The sequence below is a fragment of the Microbacterium sp. ZW T2_14 genome (assembly GCF_044987405.1).
Classification (GTDB): Bacteria; Actinomycetota; Actinomycetes; order Actinomycetales; family Microbacteriaceae; genus Microbacterium.
This window is the reverse complement of the sequence record NZ_JBJDRK010000001.1, coordinates 60,175-86,706: the sequence shown is the minus strand read 5'-3', so window position 1 is coordinate 86,706 and position 26,532 is coordinate 60,175. Positions and strand designations below refer to the sequence as shown.

Sequence of the window (26,532 nt, the reverse complement as noted above, 5' to 3'; positions counted from 1 at the left end):
GAGCAGTTCTCCGCGGTTAGCTGCCGCCGCCCGTCATCGGGGCGAGCTTGTTCGACTCCGCGATCACGCTGCGCCAGGCGAATTCGTTGTTGTCGCTGAAGACGTAGTAACTCGAGCCGTTCGGCATGAGTGCCACTGTGATTCCGCCGAAGCCGGACATGAACGGCACCGAGAATGGCGAGGTGTACGACGGGTTGTCTGCGCTGCTGAACTCCTGAGCCCAGAACCCGTTGTTGTAGTGGAACGGGATCGCACCGCTGGTCGTGACGCCACGGTCAGTGGGGTCCTTCTGCAGCGTCGCGTTGAGAAGCCCCGGGTGGAGGACTTGGTTGCCGCCCGCGGCGCCCGCGTCGACAGTGAGGAGTTTCGCGACTTTGGCGATGTCGTCCTGCGTCCAGAACATGCCATAACCGCCCCAGGGTGCGCCGGCCGGATCGTTGTCGGTGCGCTGCGTGGTGAGCGAGTCGGGGCCCACCTTCGCCGGCTTGAGCACTTCGTCGCGCAGCATGGCGAAGATCTCGGCGTCGGCCCCGTCGCGGTCTTTCAGCACGTCATCCATGGCGCGGGTCGCCAGGAAGGTGTCGGAGGTGTGGTAAGTCCAGACGGTGCCGGGTGCCGCCTGATGGGGGAAAGAGAGCGCCGCAGTCATCTTGTCGACGTAGGTCTCGGCACCGAGGAACGCGGACATGGTCGGACCACCCTCGTCCACCTGGTATCCGGCCGACGCGTAGTTGCCGGTCGCCATGTCCAGCGTGTGGTCGATCGTGACGCCGTCCCAGGCTGAGCGGGATGCCTCGGTGACATGGTCTTTCACCAGTTCGTCGGCGACCTCCGGACCGTACTTCTGGGCGAGGCGGAGGAGGGCGAGTCCGCCGAATGCCGACTTGGCGGTGGAATACGAGGGGAGCAGCATCTGCCCGCAGAAGGGGTATTCGCCTTGCCTGGTGGGACAACTGCCGACGTAGTTCACACCGCCGTAGACGAACCCAAGGGTGCTGAGCGCGCTCGGTGTGATCCCGCGGCCGAACGCCGACAAATCGAAGCCCGAGCCCGGGTGGTCCGTAGTGAGGGCCGAGGTCGGCTTCGTCGGCAGTCGGTCGGCGACCTCAGCCGCGTATGCGTTGCTGATGTCTTTCGCTCCTGCGATGCCGCCGGGCGTGTAGCTGGCGCTCACCTGCCCCCACAGGTCGAACTGGAAGTACTGGCACGTTTCGCTCGTGATCTGGTACCGAACGTTGGAGACGGACTTGTTCTTGAAGAGGAAGGTGAGGACGCCGTTGTGCACGCAGTTCGCGTTGCGCTCGATCAGCGCGAACGGAAGGGCAGCGCGGGTCTGACCCCGGTCGCCCTTCTCGCTCCAGACTCGGCCGGCCCCGACGGCGAGGTTCCAGTACAGGCTCCCGGTGTACTGCACGCCCCGCGCGACGGGCACGAGATGGCTGCCGTTCTGCACCAGCTGCACGGAGAACGGCGGCAGGTGCTTGAGAGGGGCAATCGACGCGTAGCCGTACGGGTCCTGGACTGTTGTGAAGCCTCCCGAGGCGCCGACCTCGTTCAAGGTGAGGGTGCCCTCGAAGGTGTGGTGCGGCCTCGCCGCGGCGGTGGGCAGCGCGAATGCCTCGTTCGCGACGGTCGCCGTCGGCGCGGTGTTCGAGGCGAGCTGGTCGGCGGTAAGTAACGAACGGGCTACCGCGCCGGAGCCGGTGAGGGGGTCGCCGGGCACCGCGGCGATGGGTTTCGATGCCGGTGCGGTGGTGGCGGTCGACGCCGGTGCGGCGCCGAAGGCGGTGAGGGCGCCTGCCGCAAGGGCGCCGCACAGGAGGAGGGATAGGGAACGACGCACGGAATCTCCTTCGATCCGTTCAGATGGGTGAACGCCAGTGTGAGCGTCAGCCGAGCTATCGGTCCACGACCCATTCGGACCCTCCCTGATGCTCGGCAGGTATTGCCGGGCGCGACCTACATCCGATCAGCCGACCGCACCATCGACTCCGAACTTGATCGTCTGCGGGTAGAGCTCGGCGTTGAACCTGCTCAGCTCGTCCAGGCAGGCCGCGATATGCGCGCTCGCGTAATGCAGCTCGTCCCACACCCCGAAGAGCGTGATGATCAGCTCTCCACCGGGCGCTGAGATCGGCACGGCGACGAGGTCGTAGTGCGGATCGTCGGAGAGCACGCATACGCCACGACCTGCCGCTGCGAGTGCCTGGGCAAGCACCGGCGAGGTGGTCTCGACGGATGCCGTGAACGCGAGTCCGGCTCGCGCAGCGGCTGAGTCGAGCATCTGGCGCACCCCATGGGCGCGGCTCATCACGATGAGCGGTTCCTGGACGAGCTCGGCGATGGGGATGGTAGGGCGGCTCGCGAAGGGGTGCCACGCCGGCATCTGTGCCCACAAGTAGGCATGCCCGAGCACCATTGAACGCAGCTCAGCGGGAGGGATGCGGGTACCGACGGCGAAGTCGGCGTCACCGTGCTCGACAGCGCTGTAGACCTGCTCAGGCATCACCTCGATGGCATTGCCGATGACCCCGTCCGCGCCGGCGTGCACGATAAACGGAGAGATCACGTCGGCCACGGTGGTCGGCGCGGCGACCACCGTGAGATCCGAGACAGTCCCGCGCGCGATCGAGCGGGCGGTGGCGCTCGCCTGAGTCGCGCGCGTGAGGAGATCCTCGGCGACCGGGAGGAACGCCCGGCCGGCGGCGGTCAGCGAGAGCCCGCGGGCCGAACGGTCGAAGAGAGCGAAGCCGAGATCCTGCTCGAGGCGCCGGATCTGCCGGCTCAGCGATGGCTGGGCGACGTGGACAACTGCCGCTGCGCCGTGCAGAGTGCCCGTCGCGCATACGGCGAGGAAATACCGCAGTAGACGAAGATCCATTGATGCCTCCAAGGTATCGCGATGACCGAAACTAAGTATTGGCGTGTTATCGCTCGGCGTCCATAGACTGGCCCAACTTCGTCGCTGAAGATCCCCGATGGCGGCGATCCCACAGCAGGAGGCAGACATGGCAGTCACCCGAGCGCGAGCACCTCGCGCACTCTCAGTTCTCGCCGTCGGCGTCATCGGCGCACTCGGCCTCGCCGGCTGCACCGCCGGCGGCGCGGCCGGCGACGCATCGAGCGCATCCGTGCTCAGCGTGGCCGCGTCGGCGGCTGTCACCACATGGGATCCGGTGCGCTCCTTCTCGACGGAGGCGCTCTACCTCGGAAACGTCTACGAGCCTCTTCTCTGGAAGAACGCCGAGGGCGCCGACGAGGAGTTCACGCCCGGCATCGCAGAGTCCTGGGAGACGAGCGAGGACGGACTCACCTGGACGTTCACGATCCGCGAAGGCGCAACCTTCCACGACGGAGAGCCCGTCGACGCGGAAGCGGTCAAGGCGAGCATCGAAGCCGCGAAGGACCACTCCGGGGCATCCTTCATCTGGGCACCCCTCGAGTCCATCGACGCGCCCGATGACACAACCGTCGTCATGCACCTGGCGTACTCGGCGCCGATGGACCTCGTCGCCGCCTCCACCTACGGCGCGTGGATCGTCTCGCCGAAGGCGCTCGAGGCATCTGCCGACGACGAGCAGTACTTCGAGGCGGGCATCGACGCCGGCACCGGGCCCTACACGGTCAAGTCGTACACCCCGGGCGAGAAGGTCGTGCTCGAGGCTTACGACGACTACTGGAACGATGAGGCGGCACCGACCTTCGACATCGTTGACATCGCGATCACACCCGATGCGGTCACCGCGCAGCAGATGCTGACGTCGGGCGAGGTGGACCTCGCGACAAACCTGCCGCTCGAGAACGTCGACACGGTTTCGTCAGAGCTCGGCACTGAGGTGGAGACGGCGAACTCTCCGTTCAACTTCCTCGCGTTCTTCAACACCACGCGGCCGCCGCTCGATGACCCGAAGGTGCGCCAGGCGCTGAGCTACGCCGTGCCGTACGAGGACATCATCGAGGTCGGCGGCGCCGGATACGGGACGCAGGCGCACGGGCCGGTGCCGAAGGGCATCTTCCCCTACTCCGAGGACGTCCCGCAGTACAGCCAGGATCTCGACAAGGCCAAGGCGCTGCTCGCCGAGGCGGGTCACGCCGACGGACTCAACCTCACCCTCACGTACGCCTCCGAGAATCCGGCCGAGACGCGCTTCGTGCCCCTCATCAAGGACGCGTTCGCCAAGATCGGCGTGACCGTCGACGTGCGCGCCGAACTGTTCAATCAGCAGTGGGAGAACGCGAAGGCCGACCCGGCCAGCGCACAGGACATCTTCGTCGTCTACTACTGGCCCACCTACAGCGATGCCGGTGCCGACAACCTCTATTCGCTGTTCCACTCGAGTGAGACGCCGTTCTTCAACCTCAGCTACTGGAACAACGCCGAATACGACGCCCTCGTCGAGGAGGCGGGCACCCTCACCGGCAGTGACCGCGACGCGGCCCAGGCCAAGTACGAGGAGGCGATGGACTTGCTGGTCGACCAGGCACCGGGCGTCTTCCTCTACGACGCGCAGGCGGTCAGCGTCGCTCCGAAGGGACTCGAAGTGGCGGACTTCAACGAGAACTACCCGTTCACGACGTTCTTCGCTCCCATCCGTCCGGCCAGCTGACCGCCAGCCGCACCCGCACCCGCTCAGGTCGGGTGGTCCGCACAGCGGGCCACCCGACGCCCCCTCCGATCCAGGAGTCATTCATGTTGCGTTTCCTCGCCAGCCGGCTCGGAACCGCGGTGATCGTGCTGTTCGTGCTCACTCTCGTCGTGTTCGTCCTCTCACGCGTCATCCCCGCAGACCCGGCCGTCGTCTACGCCGGGCCGAAGGCGCCACCCGAGGAACTCGCCCGCATCCGCGAAAAGCTCGGCTTCGACCAGCCGCTCATCCTGCAGTACCTCGCCTACCTCGGTGGGCTCGTCACCGGCGACTGGGGCAACTCGCTTGCTACCAAGCGCCCCGTGCTCGACGAACTCGCCACCCGACTGCCGGCCACCCTCGAACTCATCTTCGCAGCCATGCTGATCGCGGTCGTCTTCGGGATCATCCTCGGGGTTGTGGCCGCCAAGCGGCCGGGCAAGGCGCTGGACGGCCTGATCCGCTTCCTCGCCATCGGCGGCGTCTCGATGCCGGCATTCTGGCTGGGGCTCCTGCTGCAGGTGCTCTTCGTAGGCCAGCTGAAGCTGCTTCCCGCAACGGGACAGTTCAGTACCGAGGTCGAGTACGTCTCGCCGATCACCACCGTCACCGGATTCCCGCTGTTCGACAGCCTCATCACCGGCAATTGGGTCGCGTACAGCGATGGCCTCGCTCACCTGGTGCTACCCGCGATCACCCTCGCCGCCTACCCGCTCGGTCTCATCGCCCGCATGACCCGGGCCTCGATGCTCGAGGTGCTCGGCCAGGACTACGTCTTCACCGCAAACGCCTACGGACTGCGCGACGGCCTGATCCGGTGGAAGATCGCGCTGAAGAACGCGCTGCCGCCGACGATGACGATCATCGGGCTCGCCGCTGCCTACACGCTCACCGCCACGTTCTTCGTCGAGGTCGTCTTCAATTGGCCCGGCATCGGTCAATTCGCCGCGGCGGCGATGCTCGCCGTCGACTATCCGGCCATCATGGCGATCACTCTCCTCGGTGCCGCCGGATACCTCATCGCCAACCTCGTCGTGGACCTCGTGCAGGCGCGGCTCGATCCGAGAGTGACGCTGTCGTGACCGCCACCACTGCTCTTCCCGCCTTCGTCCCGATCGGCACCCGCCCGCTGGGCCGCATCGGCCGCGTGCTCCGCAAAGACCGGCTCGCCGCGCTCGGCCTTGCCCTCATCGTCCTGGTCGTCATCCTCGCGATCTTCGGTCCGTGGATCGCCCCATTCCCGGCGCAGGGCTATGGCGCAACGAACGTCGCCGATCGAATGCTGGCCCCGAGCACGGCGCACTGGTTCGGCACCGACCAGCTCGGCCGCGACATCCTCAGCCGGGTCATCATCGGCGCCCGCCCCGCTCTCACCGTCTCCCTGCTGGTCGTGGCGATCGCCGCGCTCGTCGGCATCCCGCTCGGTGCCGTCGCGGGCTACCGCGGCGGCTGGCTCGACCAAGTGCTGATGCGCGTGACCGAGATCTTCCAAGCATTCCCGCCCTTGCTCCTCGCGATGGTGACCGTCGCCATCCTCGGTCCCAGCCTCTTGAACGCCGGCCTCGCGCTCGCCATATGCTGGTGGCCCTGGTACGCGAGGCTCGTTCGCGCCGAGGCTCGCGCACTGCGCGACCGTCCCTTTGTCGAGGCGGCCCGCGCGATCGGCGTGCCGGCCTGGCGGATCCTGCCGCGGCATATCCTGCGAAACTGCCTCACCCCGGTGCTCGTGCAGGCGACGGTCGACATCGGCAGCGTCGTCTTGGCCGCTGGTTCCCTCGCCTTCATCGGCCTCGGCGCCCAGCCGCCGGCGCCCGACTGGGGCCTCATGGTCGCCGAGGGGCGGGGGCAGATCTTCACCGCGTGGTGGATCTCCACCTTCCCGGGCCTGGCGATCTTCGTGACCGTCCTCGGCTTCAACCTGCTCGGCGACTCGCTGCGCGACTTCTTCGACCCTCGGCAGGTGAAGCGATGAGCACGACAGACCTCCTCCGCATCGACGATCTCCAGGTCGCGTTCGAGGAGCGCGGCGCGCTCACGAACCGCCCCGTGCGGGGCATCACCCTCACCGTCGCCCCCCGCGAGGTCGTCGGCATCGTCGGCGAGACCGGTTGCGGCAAGAGCCTCACCGGCCTGGCGGTGCTCGGCCTGCTGCCCATGGGTGCCGTGCCGAGCGGCCGCGTGCTGCTCGACGGGATCGAGCAGCCCTTCGACGGTCGCGGATCGGCGCGTGGGGATGCCATCTCGATCGTGTTCCAGAACCCGGGTACCGCGTTCAATCCGGTCTTCACGCTCGGCCAGCAGATGCGCGATGTCGTCGACCGCCACCGCCGAGTCGACGGGCGGCCGTTGCGTCGTGCGGCGGCGAAGGCGCATATCGTGCACTACCTGGAACAGGTCGGACTGCCCGATCCCGAACGGATCTACCGCAGCTACCCCCATGAGCTTTCGGGCGGGATGCTGCAGCGCGCGATGATCGCGATGGCGCTGGTCTGCGAACCGAAGCTGCTGATCCTCGACGAGCCGACGACCGCACTCGACGTGACGATCGCGAAGCAGATCCTCGAGCTCATCCTGTCTCTGCGCGACCGCTTCGGCTTCGGAGTGCTTCTCATCACACACAACCTCGGCGTGGTGCGCGAGGTCTGTGACCGCATCGCTGTGCTGTACGCGGGGCGGGTCGTCGAGACCGGCCCGACCGACGTCGTTTTGCGCGCACCTGCCCATCCATACACGCGCGGCCTGCTCGGCGCGTTGCCCGGGCGGCATCGGCCAGGCCAGCCGCTCGACGCGATTCGAGGCTCAGTGCCGGGCAACCTGCTCAACCTCACAGGTTGCTCCTTCCGCGACCGCTGCCCCATCGCCGTCGCTGCCTGCGCGGACATCGACCCAGGCCTGGACCCCGTCTCGCCGTTGCACGAAGCGGCCTGCATCCTGGCCGCCAGCGTGGAACGGAGCCACCCATGAGCGCCATGTTGACGGTGGAGAACATCGTGAAGGTCTACCGGGCGCATGGCAGCGATGTGCGCGCCGTCGACGGCGTCTCCTTCGAGGTCGAGGCAGGCACAACGTTCGGTCTGGTCGGCGAGTCCGGATCCGGAAAGAGCACGGTTGCCCGCTGCGCACTGCGATTGATCGAGCCGACGTCGGGCAGTTCGAGCATCGACGGGGAGCCGATCGGTGGGCTCCGCAACCAGACGCTGCGCCGCCTCCGCGCGAGCACCGGCATGGTCTTCCAGAATCCGGTCGCCGCGCTGAACCCACGTCTCACGATCGAGCAATCGATCGGAGAACCGTTGCGCACGCACACCCCGCTACGCGGGCGCGCCCTCGCAGTGCGAACGCGCGAACTCCTCGACGAGGTGGGGCTCGCTCAGGCGCACGCGGAGCGACTACCCCATCAGCTCTCGGGTGGCCAGTGCCAGCGCGTCGGCATCGCCCGCGCCCTCGCGACCCGCCCGAAACTGCTGGTGCTCGACGAGCCGACCAGCGCGCTCGACGTGTCGGTCCAGGCACAGGTGCTGAATCTGCTGCAGGAACTGCGCCGCGAGTACTCGCTCAGCTACCTGCTGATCTCCCACGACCTCGACGTCGTGCGCTACATGAGCGACGCCGCCGGGGTGATGCGGAAGGGCAGCCTCGTGGAGGTCGGCCCGGCGTCGGAGGTGCTGGTGAGTCCCCAGCACGAGTACACGCAGCGACTGCTCGCCGCGATGCCCGAGACCCCGGGCGCAGTACCCGTTCCGCCCCCGCCCCGCATCCGGAGCGAGGAAGCACGCGGCGGCCCGCCCGGAACGCCGATCGAGGCATCGAGCATTACCCCGTCACTCAACGAGAACAGGATCCCGTCGTGACCTCTTTGCTACCCCAGGGCATCACCCGCGGCGCGCACCCATCACGCGTCCCCGGCGGTTCAGCTGCCGAACCGACCCTCGAGACTTGGCAAGATGCTCCTCACAACCGCTGGGCGTTCGGGCACGTCGCGGAGTTCGTGCCCTCGGCCCCGATCGCGCATCGGCTCTCCGAGGTGCCCGCCCGCCCAGTGACCGGGCTCGGCAGGCTGACCGCGCTGCCCCGGCTGGTCGAGCGGCTCGAACAGAGTTACACCGACGCCCTCGTCGTCGTGCGCGACGGCACGATCGCGGCCGAACACTACCGAGACGGCGTCGATCCCGACGGCGTGCACCTGCTGATGAGCGTTTCGAAGTCGATCTGCGGGCTGACCGTCGGGACCCTGTTCGACGACGGGCTACTCGACCCCGAGCTTCGCGTCGACCACTACATCTCGGAGCTCGCCGGCAGCGCGTATGGCGACGCGACCGTGCAGCAGGTCCTCGACATGACCGTGGACGTCGATTACGACGAGGATTACCGTAACCCGGCTTCGGAGGTGCAAGCACAGGACCGGGTCGCCGGCTGGCGTCCACGCCTGCCCGAGGATCCGCCCGACACCTACGCGTTCCTCGCGGCGCTGCGCGGCGGTGGCCGGCACGGCGAGCGGTTCAGGTACTGCTCGGCCGGCACGGATGTGCTCGCATGGATCGTCGAGAACATCACGGGGCTGCGGTATCCCGACGCCGTCTCGCAGCGCCTGTGGTCAAAGCTCGGATGCGAGCACGACGCCCAGATCACCGTCGATGCCCGCGGGTTCGGGTTCGCGAACGGCGGTATCTCCTGCACCGCGCGGGATCTGACCCGCGTCGGCCGACTCATGCTCGATGGCGGCGTCATCGAGGGTAGGCGAGTGGTCTCGGCGGAGTGGGTCCGGCGAACGATCCAGGGAGGCAACCCCGACGCCGCCTCGGGCACCATCTTCCAACGGGTGCACGCGGGCGGTTCCTATTCAAACCAGTGGTGGATCACGGGCAGCTCGCGGGGGGACTACTACGCGGTCGGAATCCACGGCCAGTTCATCTGGGTCGACCCGCACACCCGCACAGTCGTCGTGAAGCTCTCCTCGTGGCCCGAGCCCGTGACCGAGGAGTGGAACCGGCTTCACGCCCGACTGTTCCGCGACATCTGCGATGCGATCGGCTCGTGACGTGCTGAACGAACCGACGGAGGTACACCGATGAGCGGAACACAAGCCGCGACGCATCGCGTCATCGATGACGTCGGAACTCAAGCGCTGGCTGACGCGCACTGGCAACTTGACGAGGCGATCGCCTTCCTTGGCTACGGCCAGGGCACGCACGCCATGCTCAAGTCGAGCCGGCGCGAGCTCACCGTCAGCATCCCTCTACGGCGCGATGACGGAACCGTCGAGGTGTTCAGCGGCTACCGAATCCAGCACAACATCTCCCGAGGCCCAGCCAAGGGTGGCCTGCGCTACAGCCCGACTGTGAACGTCGCCGAAGTGCGCGCGCTGGCGATGTGGATGACCTGGAAGTGCGCCCTGCTCGACGTGCCCTACGGCGGCGCAAAAGGTGGCGTCGCCATCGACCCGCGCCTCTACTCCGCCGCTGAGCTCGAGCGGGTGACGCGGCGCTACACCACCGAGATCCTGCCGATGATCGGACCGCAGCACGACATCCCTGCGCCCGACATCGGCACTGACGAGAACGTGATGGCATGGATGATGGACACCTACTCCGTCAGTCATGGCCACACCGTTCCGGGTGTCGTGACGGGCAAGCCTCTCAGCCTCGGCGGCTCACTCGGCAGGTCCAGCGCCACCTCTCGCGGCGTTGTCCACGTCGCGCTCGCGGCGCTCAGGTCCATCGGAGTCGATCCGGTCAGAAGCACCGCCGTCGTTCAGGGATTCGGCAAGGTCGGTCGTGACGCAGCTCGGTTCTTGGACCAAGTCGGTGTCGCCGTCGTGGCCGTCTCGGACCAGTACGGTGCGGTGTTCAAGCAGAGTGGGATCAATGTGGAGGCCCTTGGTCGACACGTGGATGCCGCAGGTACCGTCGTAGGCTTCCCCGGCGCGGAAGCGCTCGACGGCGCTGTGGCGCTCGAGCTTGACGTCGACCTCCTCGTGCCTGCCGCGGTGGAGGGCGTCATTCACGCCGACAAGGCCCACCGCATACAGGCCCGCATCGTCGTCGAGGGCGCGAACGGGCCCACCACGCGCGAAGCCGACCGGATTCTCGCCAATGCCGGCGTCCTCGTCGTGCCCGACATCCTCGCCAACGCGGGTGGAGTGATCGTCTCGTACTTCGAATGGGTCCAGTCGAACCAGGCTTACCGCTGGAGCCTCGACGAAGTGGAATCGCGCCTCGCCGAGCGGATGCGGTCGGGTTGGGAAGACGTCACCGGCTTCGCGTCCCTGCACGGTCTCACCCTGCGTGCAGCGGCCACCGCTCTCGCCGTCAAACGCGTCACCGAAGCCCATCGCCTCCGCGGCCTCTACCCCTGAGCATGGCACCCACCCTGGAAGCCTGGGCCTGTGACGAAGCAGAATGCCCGTTCTGCCGCGGACCTGAAACCGACTGACCGGCGCCACCTCGACTCCTCCCTAGGGAAGGCGTGGTGAGGTTAGCCGCCCTCTTTGAGGCGGGGCCGCACGATCACACTCCCTTAGCGGGTGCGGGCACCCACCGTCACCGCCAGCCCAGAAGCCGCTGCGAGAAGGGCGGCGTGCTGATGCGGAAATCGCGGGCGGGTAGCAGTGCCGCAGCCGCGGGCACACCTTGACCCCGACGATGCCGGTCGAAATCGGGCTGCCTCCACAATTCGAGGGACCCAGCATCCATGGAGGGTAGTCCCAGCACGCTACATTCATCCTCGTGAGCCTCGCTGCCAAGATCACAACGGGTGTCGCGGCCGTCGCCATCGCCGGACTCGTCGCCCTCGCCGCCCCGGCGTTCGCCTCGCTCGGGCAGGCGGCGCACGATACGGCCGAGGGCGTAAGCAACCTCACCGAGACGGCAGAGCCATCGGCCGAGACGGTCGCGGCAGAGCCGACGCCGGCGCCGACCCCACGCGACGACATGCAGGCCGCCGCCTGGACAGCCGGGTGCGACGACTTCGTGGACGTCAGCGTCTGGGTGAACGGCGAGAAGCCCCCGCCGCGCCCCGACCGCGGGCCGTCCGAGTACGCGAACGGCACCGTCACCTTCAACGAGGACGGCGGGGCCGACGCATACACGGTCGCCGACGGCGACACGGGCTACAGCATCGGCGAACGGTTCTGCGTCAACTACATCTCGGTCTACAAGGCGAGCGGCGAGGGGGACGGCACGCTGCAGCCGGGCCAGGTCCTCAACATCGACCCCCTCCGCCGGTAGCCACAAGACTCTGACCGGTCGGCCGCCAGCGGCCGCAGCATCCCGCACGCTTCGGGCGTTCGTTGTTTGCCGCGTGCAGTCGCAGTCTCGCGGACGTCGCTGCCTATTCGTAGCGGAGGGAATCGACGGGATCCGCCCGGGCGGCGCGCGCCGCCGGGAGCGTTCCCGCGAGGAACGCGATTGCCATGACGACGACGATGATCACGACGATCGACACCGGATCGAAGGCGATCAGGTTCAGACCGGGCAGATCTGCCAACAAGGAACCAGACAACGCGGAGCTGATCGCGGTCCCCGCGAACATCGCGATGACCACCCCGATCGCACTGCCGAGCAATCCGATGAACGCCGCTTCGATGCTGAACAGGCTGAAGACGCGGCCGTTGCCCATGCCCATGGCCTTCATCAGCCCGATCTCGCGCGTGCGCTCCTGCACGGACATGAAGAGCGTGTTGACGATGCCGAAGCTGGCGGCGAGGAGGGCGATGATGGCGAACGCGTTGAGCACGAGGACGATCCCGTCGATGACGGTCTTGAAGGCGCCGAGCTGGTCGGCGACTGTCGTGCCCGTGTAGCCCTCGTCGGTGAGCCGGTCCTTGAGGTCCGTGATCTCATCGTCGGTGGCGGCGGGATCGAACCACACGCTCGCCTGCGCGAATCGTTCGACCTGATCGCTGGGGATTCCGACGTTCTGCGCGTCGAAGAGGGCGTCGCTCAGCGCGTCGTTCGGGATCAGGCTGGCGCCCGTCGGCGATGCCAGGCCTTCTTCGGCGATGCCGACGATGGTGGCGTCGACGAGGTGCTGCGTGCGCTCGGCGTCGGTCACGGCGATGGTGACGGTCTCGCCGATCGCGGCATCCTCATCTTCGAAGCCCATGGGTTCCACGAACGACAGCGGAAGCGCGAGCTGAAGCTCGTCGACGTCGTCGTCCGGTGCGGTGCCGGCGGCCAGTTGCACCGTCTGACCCGCAATGAGACTGCCCACCCCGATCACGAACTTGTCATTTTCGCCGGCCTGGATGAAGTCGGGTGAGATCGAGCGTGTCGCCTGTACATCGAGGACCCCGTCGATCTCGGCGAGCGCGTCGAGGTCGTCGGGTGTGAGAGCGACCACCGTCTGTCCGGGAGGTCCGGGCTGTGCGCTCGCGATGGCATCGGGGTCGTACTCGACCGGTCCTGCTGCGGCGATGCCGGTCGCACCCTCGGGGGTCTTGGTGACGGTCATCACGTCGGAGGCGCCGATCGACGTCACGGTGTCGTCGATGTAGGCGTTGATCCCGGTGCCGAGACCGCTCGTGAGCGTGAGCGTGAAGGCGCCGACGAAGATCGCGAGAATGGTGAGGATCGTGCGGGTCTTCGAACGGAACGTGTTCGAAACGGCGGAGCCGATCAGGTCGAGGGTGTTCACGCGGCCACCGCCGCGGAGTCCTCGACGAGAAGGCCGTCCCGGATGAAGAGGCGCCGGTCGCAGCGGCTTGCGAGGTCCTCGTCGTGGGTCACCACGATCAGGGTGATGCCGTTCTCGCGGTTGAGGTCGAACAGGATGTCCTCGACGACCGCGCCCGTGTGGGAGTCGAGATTGCCGGTCGGCTCGTCGGCGAAGATGATCCGCGGGTTGTTCACGAGAGCGCGCGCGATGACGCTGCGCTGCTTCTGCCCGCCGGAGAGGTTCACCGCCTTGTTCTTCGCCTTGTCCTCCAGTTCGAGCTGCTCGAGCGCGGCGAGTCCGCGGCGCTTGCGCTCGGAGCGGCCGACGCCGGCGATCTTCAGCGGCAGGATCACGTTCTCGAGAACGGAGGAGCTGCCGGTGAGGAAGAACTGCTGGAACACGAACCCGAAGGTCTTGTTGCGGGTGCGATTGAGGCGCTTCCCGCGAAGAGTCGATGTGTCGACGCCTTCGAGTTCGACGGTGCCGGAGGTGGGCGCGTCGAGAAGAGCGAGCACGTGCATGAGCGTGGACTTGCCCGAGCCGCTCTTTCCGACGATCGCGATGCTCTCGCCTTCGGTGATGTCGAAGGTGACGCCCTTCAACGCATCGAAGCGGTTCTGCCCCCGGCCGTAGGACTTGTGAACGTCCTTGACCGAGATGATGGGGGTGCTCATGAAGCTCCTGACGAGGCTGCTCAGTGGGTGGAGTTCCAGCGTCGCGGCTCCCGTCCGATCGCGCGTCATCCCATGGGGTGCACTTCGGCTACTGCGTACGCAGTACGGCGTATGCCGCCGCTGGGGGATCCGGACGCCGGCGTAACCCGCCACACTGGAGCCATGATGCGGGGGCGACACGGAGGTCTGGACCCTCTGCACCCGCGCGTCCCGCCGTGGATCGGCGACGTCATCGCCGCCGCATTCATCGTCGGCTCGGCGTACGTCCCGTTCCCTGGCACTGAGTTCCGCCCGTCCGACCCGCTCGCACTTGCGCTGGTCCTCGCACCCGCCCTCATGCTGCCGCTGCGCCGCAGGTGGCCGCTTCCGGTACTGGCGGCATGCGTCGCGATCTTCGCGCTGTCGGCGTTCGTAGGAACGCTGTGGCCGGGTGTCGTGCTGTCGATCGCGATCGCGATGTTCGGCGTCGCGAACCGGTCATCGCGCCGGGCGACGCTGATCACCGCTCTGGTGACCGTCCCGGTCGTCGTCCTCATCAGCGTCCTCGCCGCCATCGGCAGCGTCTACGACCTGCCCGTGTTCGCCGTCGCCATCACCGTGGCATTCGCCGCCGCGGCGGGCGATGCGGCGAGATCGGGCCGGGAGTACATCGTCGCCATCACCGAGCGGGCCGAGCGGGCCGAAGAGACCAGGGAGTCAGAGGCCCGGCGGCGCGTGTCCGAGGAGCGGCTACGGATCGCGCGCGACCTCCACGACGCCGTCGCGCACCAGATCGCCGTCATCAGCCTCAACGCGGGAGTCGCGTCATCCGCGATTCCTTCCCGACCAGACGATGCCGAGCAGGCTGTCCGCACGATCCGCAGCGCGGCGCGCACCGTGCTCGGTGAGATCGGAGCACTGCTGGAGGTCCTCAGAACGGACGGAGAGCATCACGCCGTCGAGATCGCTCCGCAACCCGGTCTGGATCGAATCGGCGAGCTCATCGCTCAGTTCGAGGATGCCGGACTCGCCGTCACCGTCCGGACGGAGGGCGATCCATCCCTCGCCGGGGAGGCGACGGGAATCGTCGCCTACCGCGTCATCCAGGAGGCTCTCACCAACGCGCACAAGCACGGAGCGGAGTCCCGTGCCCACGTCCTGGTCCGAGCGGACGACGACATGCTCCACATCGTCGTGACCAATCCGATGCTGCCTGGCGGCTCACGAGATACGCGGGAATCGCCTGACGACGCGGTCGGATCGGGCCTCGGATTGATCGGCGTCCGGGAGCGCGTCGCCGCCGCACGCGGCGTCGTGGAGACGGGCCCGACAGCAACAGGATGGCGCGTCGCAGCGAGCCTTCCCTTCACGAGGGAGACCCGCCCGTGACCACCGTGCTCATCGTCGACGATCAGGTTCTGATCCGCCGGGCGGTGTCCGACATCCTGTCGCACGCGGACGGGATCACGGTCGTAGGCGAAGCCGTCGACGGGGACGAGGCGGTCACCGCCGCCGTCCGACTGCACCCGGACGTGGTCGTGATGGATATTCGGATGCCTCGGCTCGACGGCATCGCCGCGACGGCGGCGATCTGCACGGATCCCCTGCTCGCCTCGACGAGGGTGCTCATCCTGACGACATTCGAAGAGGACGAGTACATCGTCGCGGCCCTCCGCGCCGGCGCGAGCGGATTCATCGGGAAAGCGTCCGAGCCCGACGAGATCGTGCACGCCGTCCAAGCCGTGGCTGCCGGCGAGGCGCTCCTCTCGCCGACAGCGACACGCAGCCTCATTACGAAGTACGTGATCCCCGGGGGGCGCTCGGACGCGCCTCAGACGACCTCGCCGGAGCTGGAGCGACTCACCGAGCGCGAACGAGAGGTCCTCCTCCTCGTCGCCCGCGGCCGGTCGAATCAGGAGATCGCCGATGACCTGCACATCTCGCCGCACACCGCGAAGACCCACGTGAACCGGGTCATGACGAAGGCGTACGCGCACGACCGCGCACAGCTCGTGATCCTCGCCTACGAGACGGGCCTCCTGGCTCCCGGCACGCCCTGATCGAATATCCCGAATCGAAGCTCTGGATCAGGTGCGCGCTACGCCCGTCCGCTCGGAGATGTCGTACAGGTCGAGGTCGTCGAGCTCACCGTCGAGGTCGGTGCGGTCGTCGCGAGCGAAGACGTCTGCCATCGATCCTGCGCGCCACTCGCGCAGGAGGCGACGGAACACCACCGGGCCCGGGCTGTAGGTCATGCCGGTGATCGCGCGCGTGCCTTCGCCGTTGTAATAACCGGGCGTGCACTCGGCCTGGAAAGCGCGGGTGTCGTTGGCCGTCGCGACGACCTCGCGACACCAGAGCTCTTCCGCCTCCGCCGTCGGCTCGATGACGTCGATGCCCTCTGCGTGTGCGCGTCCGATGACGGCGGCGATGTGCTCCGCCTGGTCCTGCAGGATGTGCACGAAGTTCACCGAGTTGGCGTTCTGCAGCGCTCCCAGATGGAAGAGGTTCGGGAAGCCGTGGCTGTAGAAGCCGTGCAGTGTGCGCGGGCCGTACTGCCAGTGCTGCAGCAGCTGACGACCTCCGCGCCCCGACACGGGCAGAGTGCCCGACAGCACGCCGGAGACGCCGGCTTCGAAGCCTGTCGCGAAGATCACGGCGTCGACCTCGTACTCGGTGTCGCCGACGACGATTCCGGTCTCGGTCATGCGGGTGATGCCGCCGTGATCGGCGGTGTCGACGAGCGTCACGTTCTCTCGGTTGAAGGACGACAGATACGTGTCGCTGAACCCCGGGCGCTTGCACATGTAGCGGTACCAGGGCTTGAGGAGTTCGGCCGTCTCAGGGTCATGGACGATCTCGTCGACCCGTGCCCGGATGCGCTCCATCGTCTCCGCGTCGGCCAGCTCGTCTTGCAGCCGGCGCTGTTCGAGGGAGAGCGACTCGTCCACGGCGCCGGAGAGGATCTGCCGCTGCAGGTGCGGCGTCCGTGTCCACCCGTCGTCCACGAGGCTGTGGTCGACCGGCTCGCCGGCGAGGACCGCGAGGAAGTTGTCCATCCGCTCTTGCTGCCAGCCGGGCTCGAGGGAGGCCGCCCACTCCGGGTCGGTGGGGCGGTTGTCCCTGACGTCCACCGTGGACGGCGTGCGCTGGAACACCAGGAGGTGGCCGGCCGCCTCCGCGAGGTGCGGGATCGCCTGGAGTCCTGTTGCGCCGGTGCCCACGACGGCCACGCGCTTGTCGCCGAGCCTCGTCAGGCCGCCGTCGGCGCTTCCGCCGGTGTAGTCGTAGTCCCAGCGGCTGGTGTGGAAGGTGTGGCCACGGAAGTCCTCGATCCCGGGGATGCCGGGCAGCTTGGGGTGCGTGAGCGTGCCGGAGGACACCACCACGTGGCGGGCGTGGAACCGGTCGCCGCGGTCGGTCTCGACGCTCCACTGCGCGAGGTCCTCGTCCCAGGTGAGCGCGGTCGCGCGGGTCTGGAAGAGGGCGTCGCGGTACAGGTCGAAGCGTTCCGCGATGGCGACGGCGTGACGACGGATCTCCTCGCCCGGCGCATAGCGCCAGGCGGGCACGTACCCCAGCTCCTCGAGGAGCGGCATGTACACGTACGATTCGATGTCACAGTGGATGCCCGGGTAGCGGTTCCAGTACCAAGTGCCGCCGACATCGCCGGCTTCGTCCATGAGGCGGACGGATCGGATGCCGGCCTGCCGGAGGCGGGTCGCGGTGAGCAGTCCGCCGAATCCTGCGCCGATGACCAAGACCTCGATCGGTGTCGTGACGGCCGCGCGCTCCTGGCGCTCGGTGTAGGGGTCGTCGGCGTAGTAGCCGAAAGCGCCCGCGGCTCGCCTGTACTGCGTCGCGCCATCGGGGCGGAGTCGCCGGTCGCGCTCGTGCGCATACCTGGCGCGCAGGGCGTCCAGATCGATCTCGACGGTGGGCTCGTGCGTGTTCGTCATCATCCTCGTTCTCGCTCGTCTTCGCAGCGACGGCGCCTCGAGGAACACCGGGCAGGGGCACGGTGGCGGCACAGCCGCACTCTCCTCGCGCCGACACAGCCCGTGGATCGGATTGCTCGAAAAGGTTAGTCTCTAGCTAAGTAATGTTGGCTGAGAGTCCACTGGGATAGCGTGAACGCATGGGGGAGGACGACGATCGTCGAGCGGCGCTGGAGCGGATCGAGGCGCTGTCGCTCTCGATCGCCGTCCGCTCGATCCCGCGGATGCTCGAGCCTCTGCAATCGGGCAGCCTGTCGCTGCAGCAGCTGAAGGTCTTATCGGTCGTCGTCACCACCGAAGAGGGCGCGAGCATCGCCCAGCTCGCCGGGAGCTTCGGCGTGACCATGGCGTCCATGTCGAACCTCGTCGACCGGCTCGTCGCCGGCGGCTTCGCCGAACGAGCGGCCGACGCCCGCGACCTGCGCATCCGCCGAGTACACAGCACCGACCTCGGGCGAGCCGTCGTGCAGCGGATGATGGGAGCCCGCCCAGAGCTCGGCGCCGACGTCCTCAGCCAGCTGTCACTCGACGAGCTCCGCGCCCTCGAAACCGGCCTCGGTGCGGTGGGACGCGTGCTGCGCGACGGTGCGTGAGCTGAGCTGGGACTCGCCATCGCGATGATCGACTGTCGCCCGTTGCGGCAGCCGTCTCGGGGACGCGACTCCTCAGAGCCTGAGGTCGCCAGCGGCGCCCAGACCTTCGAGCTGTTCACCGGTCACCTCACTGGAGCGAACGTCCGGCTGTACGAGCGTGAGAGATATGCTCCGACACGGCCAAGCCCCACAGGAGGGCGTCGACCCGGTCTACTTCCCAAAACCTTGCCGGGACCACACAACGATGGCGGGAGGACGCGTCATGATCATCGAAGAGCTCGAGGTGCCTGCCGTTGCCACGGCCGACTGGATCGCCATGGTGGGTGTGCGCAACGCGGTGAAGGCCGAGGCGGTCGGCACCTCCGACCTTTCGATCGAGCCCGACGAGCTGCTTCCCCGCTGGCAAAACCCTCACGAGCGCAAGCGCGCCGTGCTGGCCCGTGTAGACGGAGAGGTCGTCGGACGTGGCGCCTACGAGACACAGGTGAGCAACCCCGCGGCGTGGGTGTCTGTCGAAGTCCTTCCCGCGTTCCGCCGTCGGGGAATCGGGTCAGCCCTCCACGAGCACCTCGTCGACTTCGCGCGCGTCGACGACAAGAGCGCCCTGCAGACCTATGTCACCGAGGCCGCTGCGGACACCACCGATGTCATCGGGTCTCCGACCGGGTTCGGATCTGTGCCCCGTGATGTCGCCTCGAGCCGTTTCCTGATCACACACGGCTATGCGCTCGAGCAGGTCGGCCTCACGAGTCGGCTCGAATTGCCCATCGATGTCTCGGCGCTGTTGCGGGAGGCGATCGATGCCGCCGGACCCGACTATGCCACTCGCTGGTATCTCGGACGCACGCCCGAGGATCTCCTCGACAGCATCGCGCGCCTGCGCTCCAGCATGGGCTCGGACGCCCCGAGCGGAGGTATGGAGACGGAGAGTGAGTGGACTGCCGAGCGGGTCCGCGCGGACGACGATGCCGCTGCGTCGTCGCCGCGGAAGTGGCTCACGACGACCGTGCATCATGTTCCGTCGGGCGAGGTAGTCGGCTACACGGAACTCGACGTTCCACCGGAACAGCACCGACCGGTAGCGCAGGGCGACACGATCGTGCTCGCCGGCCATCGAGGACATCGCCTCGGGATGCTGCTGAAGGTGGCGAACATCGCGCGCCTGGAGGATGTCGCGCCGGGGCATCCATCCATCACCACTTCGAATGCGGCAGAGAACGTCCACATGCTCGCGGTGAACGACACGGTGGGATTCGCGCCCTGGGCATCGATCGGAGCGTGGAAGCGGGACGTCTAGTCCGCGGCGCCACACGGCGTCGCTGGATCCGCGCGTTGCAGGCCTCCCACGCCCATCAAGCCGGGACCGCGGGTGAGACACTTGAGCCCGAACTGGTCGCGCACCGATACGAGCCCGAAGAATGGGGAGGAGCCGTCGATGCACGGTCCGATCGCGTTACTGACGGAGCGGTTGTGCGCGGCAGGGATCACCGACGTCGTCTCGATCGATCCTGTGGCCGGCGGGCTCGCTGCGACGGCGGGGATCGCGCGACGCACTGACGGCGGATCGATCTTCGTCAAGGTGTTCGCTGAGCCGTCGGACGACGCTTTCGTGACGGAGGCCGAGGGCCTCGACGCGTTGCGAACACTCGGCGGCATCGTGACGCCCGACGTGCTGCTTGCGGGCGCCGACCTGCTCGTCCTCTCCGTGCTGAGGCCCAGACCCGAGTCAGGAGTCTTCTGGGAGCAGCTCGCGCACGCGCTTGCCCGCTTGCACACCAGCACGCTGCACCCGAGGTTCGGCTGGCACCGCGACAACTGGCTGGGTCGCCGTCGGCAGGTCAATACCTGGCATCACGACGGATTCGAGTTCTTCGCTCAGCACCGGCTGCTGCGGTGGCTCGACGAATCCCGCGTGGACGCGGCGCTCTCCCCGGCGGATCGGTCTGCGTTGGAGACCCTGTGCGCACGGCTGCCCGAGTTGCTCCCTGACAAGCCTGCCTGTCTGACGCACGGCGATCTGTGGTCGCAGAACGTGCTCAGTGCAGCGGACGGGCAGCCCGCGCTGATCGACCCAGCTGTCTCGTACATGTGGGCGGAGGTGGATCTCGCCCACCTGTGGACGACAGGGCCTCCTCCCGAAGCACGGGTCTTCTTCGAACGCTACGCGGAGCTGACCTCCCTCGACCGGGACTGGCGTCAGCGCATGCCGATCCTCCAGCTGCGCCAGCACCTCGCCGTCATCGCCCAGTTCGATGACGACTGGGGCGCAGCGGACGCGGTGCGGACGACGGTGGCGCCGTTCCGGCGGATCGCCCGGACGTGACCCGGGCATGCCAGGTGCGCCCTGGTCGAGTGCTTCCGGGCTTCGATCCAACTCCTTTCACTGCCGCCGCATTCGTCTCGCGGATGTGGGCACGCCGGTCAGGGCATTGCGTTTCCCGTTGGCTGCTGCGCGCCGGATGCCGTCACCCCGGGTGGTCCGGAGGGGAGGGTGGCGCCGGTCGGTAACGATTCGGTCAACTTGGAATCCGCGCTTGACGCTGTGCCGTCCTCGTGCGCATACTGAGGGCGGCAAAACGATTGGGCACAGCAATGGCGCAAGGCAGGGTGACGATCAAGCAGGTCGCGGCAGCGGCCGGCGTCTCGATCACGACGGTCTCGCATGTGCTCAACGACGTGCCTGGGAAGCGGATACATCCGGAGACCCGTGAACGTGTGCTGGCCGAGGCGGCGCGCCTGGGCTACGCCCCGAACATCCTCGCGCAGAGTCTCCGGACGCAGCGCTCGCACACCATCGGTCTCATCGGCGACGAGATCGCCACGACACCGTTCGCGGGGAAGATCATCCTCGGTGCTCAGGACGTGGCCACCGGCCACGACTCCGTGGTCTTCGTCGTCAACACCGGCTACGAACGAGCCGTCGAGGAACGCGAGATCGACGCACTCCTCCGCAGGCAGGTGGACGGGATCCTCTACGCAGCGATGTACCACCGCCCGGTGGAGCTCCCCGCGAAACTCGCCGGCGTGCCCACCGTGCTCATCAACGCCTCGTGCGCGGACCCGGCCGTCGCGTGGGCCGTACCGGACGAGGCGGCCGGTGGTGAGGATGCCGCGGAGGTCCTCCTCGCAGCGGGACACCGCCGGGTCGCGTTCATCAACGACATCGACGACATCCCCGCCGCGTTCGGACGCGAAGAGGGCTTCCGTCGACGCGCCGCAGCGTGGGGGCTCAAGCAGGGGGACCTGCAGGTGATCGCCGCGGACGCCGATCCCGAAGGCGGGTATCAGGCGGCACGCCGCCTGCTGGAAGACAGCGACCGGCCGACCGGCATCTTCTGCTTCAACGACCGCCTCGCGATGGGCGTGTACCGCGCGGCCGCCGAATTGCACCTCCGGATCCCGCAGGACCTGTCGATCGTCGGGTTCGACAACCAGGACTTCATCGCCGACGGGCTCTACCCCGGTCTCACCACGATCGAGCTTCCCCACTACGACATGGGTGTGTGGGCAGCTGAGCAGCTCTTTCACCAGATCTCGACGGGTCGTGCTCCCACCGCCGCACCGACGAAACGCATCCGAGGCCCGGTCATTCACCGGCACTCGGTAGCGCCACCCTCCCGGGATTCAGGCCCGGGAGAGTGGCACCAACCGGCTGACAGGCGCGGCAACGCCTGATCCGTCGATGAACCGCAAGACAATCACCACCCGAACAGGAGAGATCAGTGTCCCGAAAAATCGGCCGCATCGTTGCGGCTAGCCTAACGACCCTCGCGGTCGTCGCAACAGCGGGCTGCGCCGCGGGAGGATCCGGCAACGGGTCCGATGGCGCAACCACCATCGACCTCTGGACCCATGCCGGCGGCAATGACGCCGAGCTCGGAGTCATCAACACCATCGTCGACGACTTCAACGGCAGCCAGGATGACTATGTCGTGAAGGTCACCGACTTCCCCCAGGACGCGTACAACGACGCCGTGGTCGCGGCAGCGACGTCCGACAGCCTGCCGTGCATCGTCGACATCGACGGGCCGAACGTCGCCAACTGGGCGTGGGCCGGCTACATCCAGCCGCTCGGGCTTCCCGACGACACGTACGAAGACCAGCTGCCGGGAACGCTCGGGAAGATCGACGGCGAGGTGTACGCCTACGGCTTCTTCGATGTCGCCCTCGCCATGTTCAGCCGGGAATCGACGCTCAACGCCGCGGGGGTGCGCATCCCCACGGTCGACGAGCCGTGGACGGGTGAGGAGTTCAACGACGCGCTGGCGAAGATCGACGCGCTGGGCCAGTTCGACTACCCGGTCGACTTCGGCACCGGTGGCGGCGGCGAGTGGATCCCGTACGCGTACTCTCCGCTGCTGCAGAGCTTCGGCGGCGATCTGATCGACCGTTCCACGTTCGAAACCGCGGATGGCGCCCTCAACGGCCCTGAGGCGCTGGAGTGGGCGACCTGGTTCCGCGGCCTCGTGGACAGCGGCTACATGGCGCAGACATCGGGGACGGATGCCACAGCCGACTGGGTGAACGGAACGAGCGGCATCCTCTACACCGGCAACTGGGCCGACACCACCGTTCGTGAAGCGTTCGACGACGCGGTGGTGCTGCCGCCGCCGGACTTCGGCAACGGGCCGACCATCGGAGCGGGATCGTGGCAGTGGGGCCTAACCAGCAGCTGTGACGAGGTGGAGGGCGCGCAGGCATACCTGGAATTCGCGCACGACACCAAGTACTTCGTCGACTACGCCGAGGCAACCGGGCTGATCCCGGGAACGCTCGCAGCGGCGGATGAGGTCCCTGCCTACGCAGAGGGCGGCGACAGCCGCATCTACCTCGAACTCGCCAACCAGTTCGCGGTGGTGCGCCCGGAGACAGCCGCGTACCCGTACATCTCGTCGGTGTTCCAGAAGGCTACGCAGGACATCCTGGCCGGCGGCGACGCGCAGGCGATCCTCGACAAGGCTGTCACGGACATCGACCGCGACATCGAGCAGAACGGCGGCTACACGTTCTGATCTAGAACGTCGCCACCCCGTGGGTGCGGTGCTGCGCACCAGCACCGCACCCACGGATGACAGGGGTACCCACCATGACCACATTCCGTACGTTCGACGCTGCCCGGGCGGAGTCGATCGACGCTCCTCCCGACCTGCCCGTGAGGCGGACCAAGTCCCGGGCGCTCAGAGGTGAGCGATCCGCAGCCGCCTGGATGATCAGCCCCGCGATCGTGCTCTTCATCCTGTTCCTCATCATCCCGATCGTGCTGGCATTCGGGCTCGCGTTCACCGACACCCGGCTCATCTCGCCGCGTCCGGGTCGGTTCGTCGGGTTGGACAACTTCGCATACCTCTTCACCGATCCGGTGTTCTGGGCATCAGTGCGCAACACGTTCTACTTCGCGATCGTGGTGGTTCCCGTTCAGGCGGGATTCGCGCTGCTGCTGGCGCTGCTCGTGAATGCCAAGGTTCGCGGCACCAACTTCTTCCGCACCGTGTACTTCCTCCCCGTAGTCACCTCGATGGTCGTCGTCTCGCTGCTGTGGCGCTTCATGTACCAGAAAGACGGCCTGATCAACCAGGTCCTCGGCTCGTTGAGCTTCGGCACGTACACCCCGATCGACTGGCTGAACGATCCCGTCTGGGCCATGCCGGCCATCATGTTCATGTCGATCTGGCAGGGCGTGGCGTTCCACATGGTGATCTGGCTCGCCGGCCTTCAGACCATCCCCGCAGAACTGTACGAAGCATCCGAGATCGACGGGGCGAGCAGGTGGCAGCAGTTCCTCTACGTCACCTGGCCCGGGTTGCGACAGACGGCCACCCTCATCCTCGTCACGATCACCATCGCCGCGTTCAGCCTGTTCACCCAGATCGCGGTGATGACGGATGGTGGGCCGCTCGACACCACGACGACGGTCGTCTACCAAGCCGTGCGCACCGGATACCAGCAGCTGCAGACAGGCCTGGCGTCCGCTATCTCGCTCGTGTTCTTCGTGCTTGTCCTGATCGTCTCCGGCGTCCAGCGCTACCTCACCCGCGAAAGGAGCTGAACGCGATGTCCGCAACACAGCGCCTCGTCCTTCCCGACGTCACCGACACCCAGCCGCGGGTCGCCCGCCCCGGCCGTGGCCGCGCGGTCGGAATCACCCTGCTGCGCAGCGCCCTGGTGCTGTTCTTCGCATCGCCGATCGTGTTCATGGCGGTCTCGTCGTTCAAACCCGACCTCCAGATCTTCGCGGACCTGGGATCCTGGCGGGCGTTCGCCCCCGTCGGCGATGTGTCCCTGGACAACTACGAGGGCGTCTTCAACCGGGTTCCGTTCTGGCAATTCCTTGCGAACTCGGTCTTCATCGCCGCCACGACGGTGGTCCTCGGCATCCTCATCAACAGCATGGCCGCGTTCGCTCTGGCACGGCTGCGGTGGCGGGGCCGAGGGCTTGTCCTCACGCTGATCCTGGCGACGTTGATCGTGCCGTTCGAGACGCTGGCGCTGCCACTGCTGTGGTGGGTGAACAAGCTGCCTTCGCTGGAGGCCGACGGGTTCAGCCTGGCCTTCCACCAGGGCTGGCTGAACACCTATCACGTGCAGATCATCCCGTTCATCGCCAACGCGTTCTCGGTGTACCTCTTCTACCAGTACTTCTCCTCCATCCCGAAGGAGCTGGATGAGGCCGCCCGCGTCGACGGGGCCGGGTGGTTCAGCATCTACCGCCGCATCGTCATGCCGCTGTCCGGGCCGGCGATCGCCACGGTCGCCATCCTGACCTTCCTGCCGGCGTGGAACTCGTACCTCTGGCCGCTCATGGTCGTGCAGAGCGAGGAACTGCGCCCGGTGATGGTCGGCCTTCAGTACTTCTTCCAGCTGAACGTGTCGTGGGGCCAGGTGATGGCGTACTCATCGCTGATCACGATCCCGGTCGTGGTGCTGTTCATCGCGTTCCAGAAATCCTTCATCAACTCGATCGCATCCTCAGGAGTAAAAGGCTGATGCCATTCACACTTCCCGACGCATGGACATGGGACATGTGGTTCGCCGACGACGGTGCGAACTACCACGTCTTCTATCTGAAAGCTTCCCGCGCCCTGCACGACCCGAACCGTCGACACTTCCATGTCACGGTCGGGCACGCAGTCTCGGACGACCTTCAGAACTGGCGAGAGGTGCCCGACGCGCTGATCGCCGCCGACGGCCCGGCATTCGATGACTTCACGACCTGGACCGGGTCCGTCGTGCGGGGCCACGACGGTGTCTGGCGGATGTTCTACACCGGCACGTCCCGCGCGGAAGCCGGCACCATCCAGCGCGTCGGCGTCGCGACCTCCTCGGATCTCTACCACTGGGAGAAGCAGCCCGGTCCGGTCGCCGAGGCAGACCCGCGCTGGTATGAGAAGTTCGACTCCGGCGACTGGTTCGACGAGGCGTGGCGTGACCCGTGGGTGTTCGAGGTGCCCGGCATGCCGGGATGGCAGATGCTGGTCACAGCCCGCAGCAAGCACGGAGCCGCGGACGATCGCGGTGTCATCGGGCGGGCGACGTCCACAGACCTCACGACCTGGACCCTGCAGCCGCCATGGTCCGAGCCCGGAGCCGGCTTCGGACAGCTGGAAGTCCCCCAGGTCGCTGAGATCGACGGGGGCCACGTCCTGATCTTCAGCTGTCTGGCCGACGAACTGAGCTCGTCACGGCGCGAGACTGGCGGGGGAGTGTGGGCGGTCCCGATCGACCGTCCCGAGGGTCCCTATGACATCCGCCGGGCGGTGCGCCTCACCGACGAATCGCTGTACGCCGGTCGCTTGGTCGAGGACCGTGATGGCCGCTGGTACTTGTTCGCCTTCCTCCACGTCGATCCGACTGGAGAATTCGTCGGCGCCCTCTCGGACCCGTTGCCGGTCTCGTGGGGCGCAGACGGCAACCTGCGCGTCGCAGATGGTCGTTTCGACCACATCCACAACGGTGCGCTCGGCGTTCGTGCCGGCACCCCCAACGTCATCTGAAACCCCCGCCGTCGAAG

Annotated in this window: 23 protein-coding genes; 18 read left to right on the top strand and 5 right to left on the bottom strand. The window is 67.3% G+C overall.

Annotation, left to right across the window (positions count from 1 at the left end):
* Positions 1-16: 16 nt before the first annotated feature.
* Together ACI3KY_RS00360 and ACI3KY_RS00355 are read right to left on the bottom strand one after the other, a co-directional pair.
* The gene (locus ACI3KY_RS00360; RefSeq protein WP_404928215.1) at positions 17-1,843 is read right to left on the bottom strand and encodes a hypothetical protein; all 1,827 of its coding nucleotides are present in this window, start codon (positions 1,841-1,843) and stop codon (positions 17-19) included.
* 126 nt (positions 1,844-1,969) lie between these two features.
* Positions 1,970-2,881, bottom strand: a complete 912-nt coding sequence (locus ACI3KY_RS00355; RefSeq protein ID WP_404928214.1) for a LysR family transcriptional regulator — start codon at positions 2,879-2,881, stop codon at positions 1,970-1,972.
* A gap of 127 nt (positions 2,882-3,008) precedes the next feature.
* Between ACI3KY_RS00355 and ACI3KY_RS00350 the strand changes: the two genes are divergently transcribed.
* The 8 genes from ACI3KY_RS00350 to ACI3KY_RS00315 all read left to right on the top strand — a co-directional run bounded on the left by ACI3KY_RS00350 (position 3,009) and on the right by ACI3KY_RS00315 (position 11,851).
* Entirely contained in the window at positions 3,009-4,607 is a 1,599-nt protein-coding gene (locus ACI3KY_RS00350; RefSeq protein ID WP_404928213.1) for an ABC transporter substrate-binding protein, read from the top strand.
* A gap of 83 nt (positions 4,608-4,690) precedes the next feature.
* The gene (locus ACI3KY_RS00345) at positions 4,691-5,707 is read left to right on the top strand and encodes an ABC transporter permease (protein ID WP_404928212.1); all 1,017 of its coding nucleotides are present in this window, start codon (positions 4,691-4,693) and stop codon (positions 5,705-5,707) included.
* The gene (locus tag ACI3KY_RS00340; RefSeq protein WP_404928211.1) at positions 5,704-6,597 is read left to right on the top strand and encodes an ABC transporter permease; all 894 of its coding nucleotides are present in this window, start codon (positions 5,704-5,706) and stop codon (positions 6,595-6,597) included. Before ACI3KY_RS00345 ends, ACI3KY_RS00340 begins: the two co-directional genes overlap by 4 nt.
* Positions 6,594-7,589 carry an ABC transporter ATP-binding protein gene (locus ACI3KY_RS00335; protein WP_404928210.1) on the top strand — a complete coding sequence of 332 codons (996 nt, stop codon included), beginning with the start codon at positions 6,594-6,596 and terminating at the stop codon, positions 7,587-7,589. The genes ACI3KY_RS00340 and ACI3KY_RS00335 overlap by 4 nt, the downstream gene beginning before the upstream one ends.
* The gene (locus tag ACI3KY_RS00330) at positions 7,586-8,476 is read left to right on the top strand and encodes an ATP-binding cassette domain-containing protein (RefSeq protein WP_404928209.1); all 891 of its coding nucleotides are present in this window, start codon (positions 7,586-7,588) and stop codon (positions 8,474-8,476) included. Before ACI3KY_RS00335 ends, ACI3KY_RS00330 begins: the two co-directional genes overlap by 4 nt.
* Before the next feature lie 173 nt (positions 8,477-8,649).
* Positions 8,650-9,663 (top strand): serine hydrolase domain-containing protein, encoded by a 1,014-nt coding sequence (locus ACI3KY_RS00325; RefSeq protein WP_404928208.1) that lies wholly within the window; start codon positions 8,650-8,652, stop codon positions 9,661-9,663.
* Positions 9,664-9,693: 30 nt separating this feature from the next.
* Positions 9,694-10,980 (top strand): Glu/Leu/Phe/Val dehydrogenase, encoded by a 1,287-nt coding sequence (locus ACI3KY_RS00320; protein ID WP_404928207.1) that lies wholly within the window; start codon positions 9,694-9,696, stop codon positions 10,978-10,980.
* A 370-nt stretch (positions 10,981-11,350) separates the two neighbouring features.
* Positions 11,351-11,851, top strand: coding sequence for a hypothetical protein (locus ACI3KY_RS00315; protein WP_404928206.1), 501 nt, complete (start codon positions 11,351-11,353; stop codon positions 11,849-11,851).
* Between the two features lie 103 nt (positions 11,852-11,954).
* Here ACI3KY_RS00315 and ACI3KY_RS00310 read toward each other — a convergent pair whose 3' ends face one another.
* Entirely contained in the window at positions 11,955-13,259 is a 1,305-nt protein-coding gene (locus ACI3KY_RS00310; RefSeq protein ID WP_404928205.1) for an ABC transporter permease, read from the bottom strand.
* Positions 13,256-13,954 (bottom strand): ABC transporter ATP-binding protein, encoded by a 699-nt coding sequence (locus tag ACI3KY_RS00305; protein WP_404928204.1) that lies wholly within the window; start codon positions 13,952-13,954, stop codon positions 13,256-13,258. The genes ACI3KY_RS00310 and ACI3KY_RS00305 overlap by 4 nt, the downstream gene beginning before the upstream one ends.
* A gap of 162 nt (positions 13,955-14,116) precedes the next feature.
* On the opposite strand from ACI3KY_RS00305, the gene ACI3KY_RS00300 reads away from it, so the two are divergent.
* Together ACI3KY_RS00300 and ACI3KY_RS00295 are read left to right on the top strand one after the other, a co-directional pair.
* On the top strand, positions 14,117-15,322 hold the full coding sequence (locus tag ACI3KY_RS00300; RefSeq protein ID WP_404928203.1) for a sensor histidine kinase: 1,206 nt from the start codon (positions 14,117-14,119) through the stop codon (positions 15,320-15,322).
* The gene (locus ACI3KY_RS00295) at positions 15,319-15,993 is read left to right on the top strand and encodes a response regulator (protein WP_404928202.1); all 675 of its coding nucleotides are present in this window, start codon (positions 15,319-15,321) and stop codon (positions 15,991-15,993) included. Before ACI3KY_RS00300 ends, ACI3KY_RS00295 begins: the two co-directional genes overlap by 4 nt.
* A gap of 27 nt (positions 15,994-16,020) precedes the next feature.
* On the opposite strand, the gene ACI3KY_RS00290 is transcribed toward ACI3KY_RS00295, so the two are convergent.
* Positions 16,021-17,892, bottom strand: coding sequence for a flavin-containing monooxygenase (locus tag ACI3KY_RS00290; RefSeq protein WP_404928201.1), 1,872 nt, complete (start codon positions 17,890-17,892; stop codon positions 16,021-16,023).
* Positions 17,893-18,071: 179 nt separating this feature from the next.
* Between ACI3KY_RS00290 and ACI3KY_RS00285 the strand changes: the two genes are divergently transcribed.
* The 8 genes from ACI3KY_RS00285 (at position 18,072) to ACI3KY_RS00250 (ending at position 26,515) form a co-directional block, all read left to right on the top strand.
* Positions 18,072-18,524, top strand: a complete 453-nt coding sequence (locus tag ACI3KY_RS00285) for a MarR family winged helix-turn-helix transcriptional regulator (RefSeq protein WP_404928200.1) — start codon at positions 18,072-18,074, stop codon at positions 18,522-18,524.
* Positions 18,525-18,786: 262 nt separating this feature from the next.
* Complete coding sequence (locus ACI3KY_RS00280) at positions 18,787-19,821, top strand: GNAT family N-acetyltransferase (RefSeq protein WP_404928199.1); 1,035 nt, start codon at positions 18,787-18,789, stop codon at positions 19,819-19,821.
* A 138-nt stretch (positions 19,822-19,959) separates the two neighbouring features.
* Complete coding sequence (locus ACI3KY_RS00275) at positions 19,960-20,847, top strand: fructosamine kinase family protein (RefSeq protein ID WP_404928198.1); 888 nt, start codon at positions 19,960-19,962, stop codon at positions 20,845-20,847.
* Between the two features lie 284 nt (positions 20,848-21,131).
* Positions 21,132-22,199, top strand: coding sequence for a LacI family DNA-binding transcriptional regulator (locus ACI3KY_RS00270; RefSeq protein WP_404928197.1), 1,068 nt, complete (start codon positions 21,132-21,134; stop codon positions 22,197-22,199).
* 47 nt (positions 22,200-22,246) lie between these two features.
* Positions 22,247-23,536: an ABC transporter substrate-binding protein gene (locus ACI3KY_RS00265; protein WP_404928196.1), complete on the top strand. Its 1,290-nt coding sequence runs from the start codon at positions 22,247-22,249 to the stop codon at positions 23,534-23,536.
* 74 nt (positions 23,537-23,610) lie between these two features.
* The gene (locus tag ACI3KY_RS00260) at positions 23,611-24,570 is read left to right on the top strand and encodes a carbohydrate ABC transporter permease (RefSeq protein WP_404928195.1); all 960 of its coding nucleotides are present in this window, start codon (positions 23,611-23,613) and stop codon (positions 24,568-24,570) included.
* 5 nt (positions 24,571-24,575) lie between these two features.
* Entirely contained in the window at positions 24,576-25,508 is a 933-nt protein-coding gene (locus ACI3KY_RS00255; RefSeq protein WP_404928194.1) for a carbohydrate ABC transporter permease, read from the top strand.
* Positions 25,508-26,515 carry a glycosyl hydrolase family 32 gene (locus ACI3KY_RS00250; RefSeq protein WP_404928193.1) on the top strand — a complete coding sequence of 336 codons (1,008 nt, stop codon included), beginning with the start codon at positions 25,508-25,510 and terminating at the stop codon, positions 26,513-26,515. Before ACI3KY_RS00255 ends, ACI3KY_RS00250 begins: the two co-directional genes overlap by 1 nt.
* The last annotated feature ends 17 nt before the right edge of the window (positions 26,516-26,532 follow it).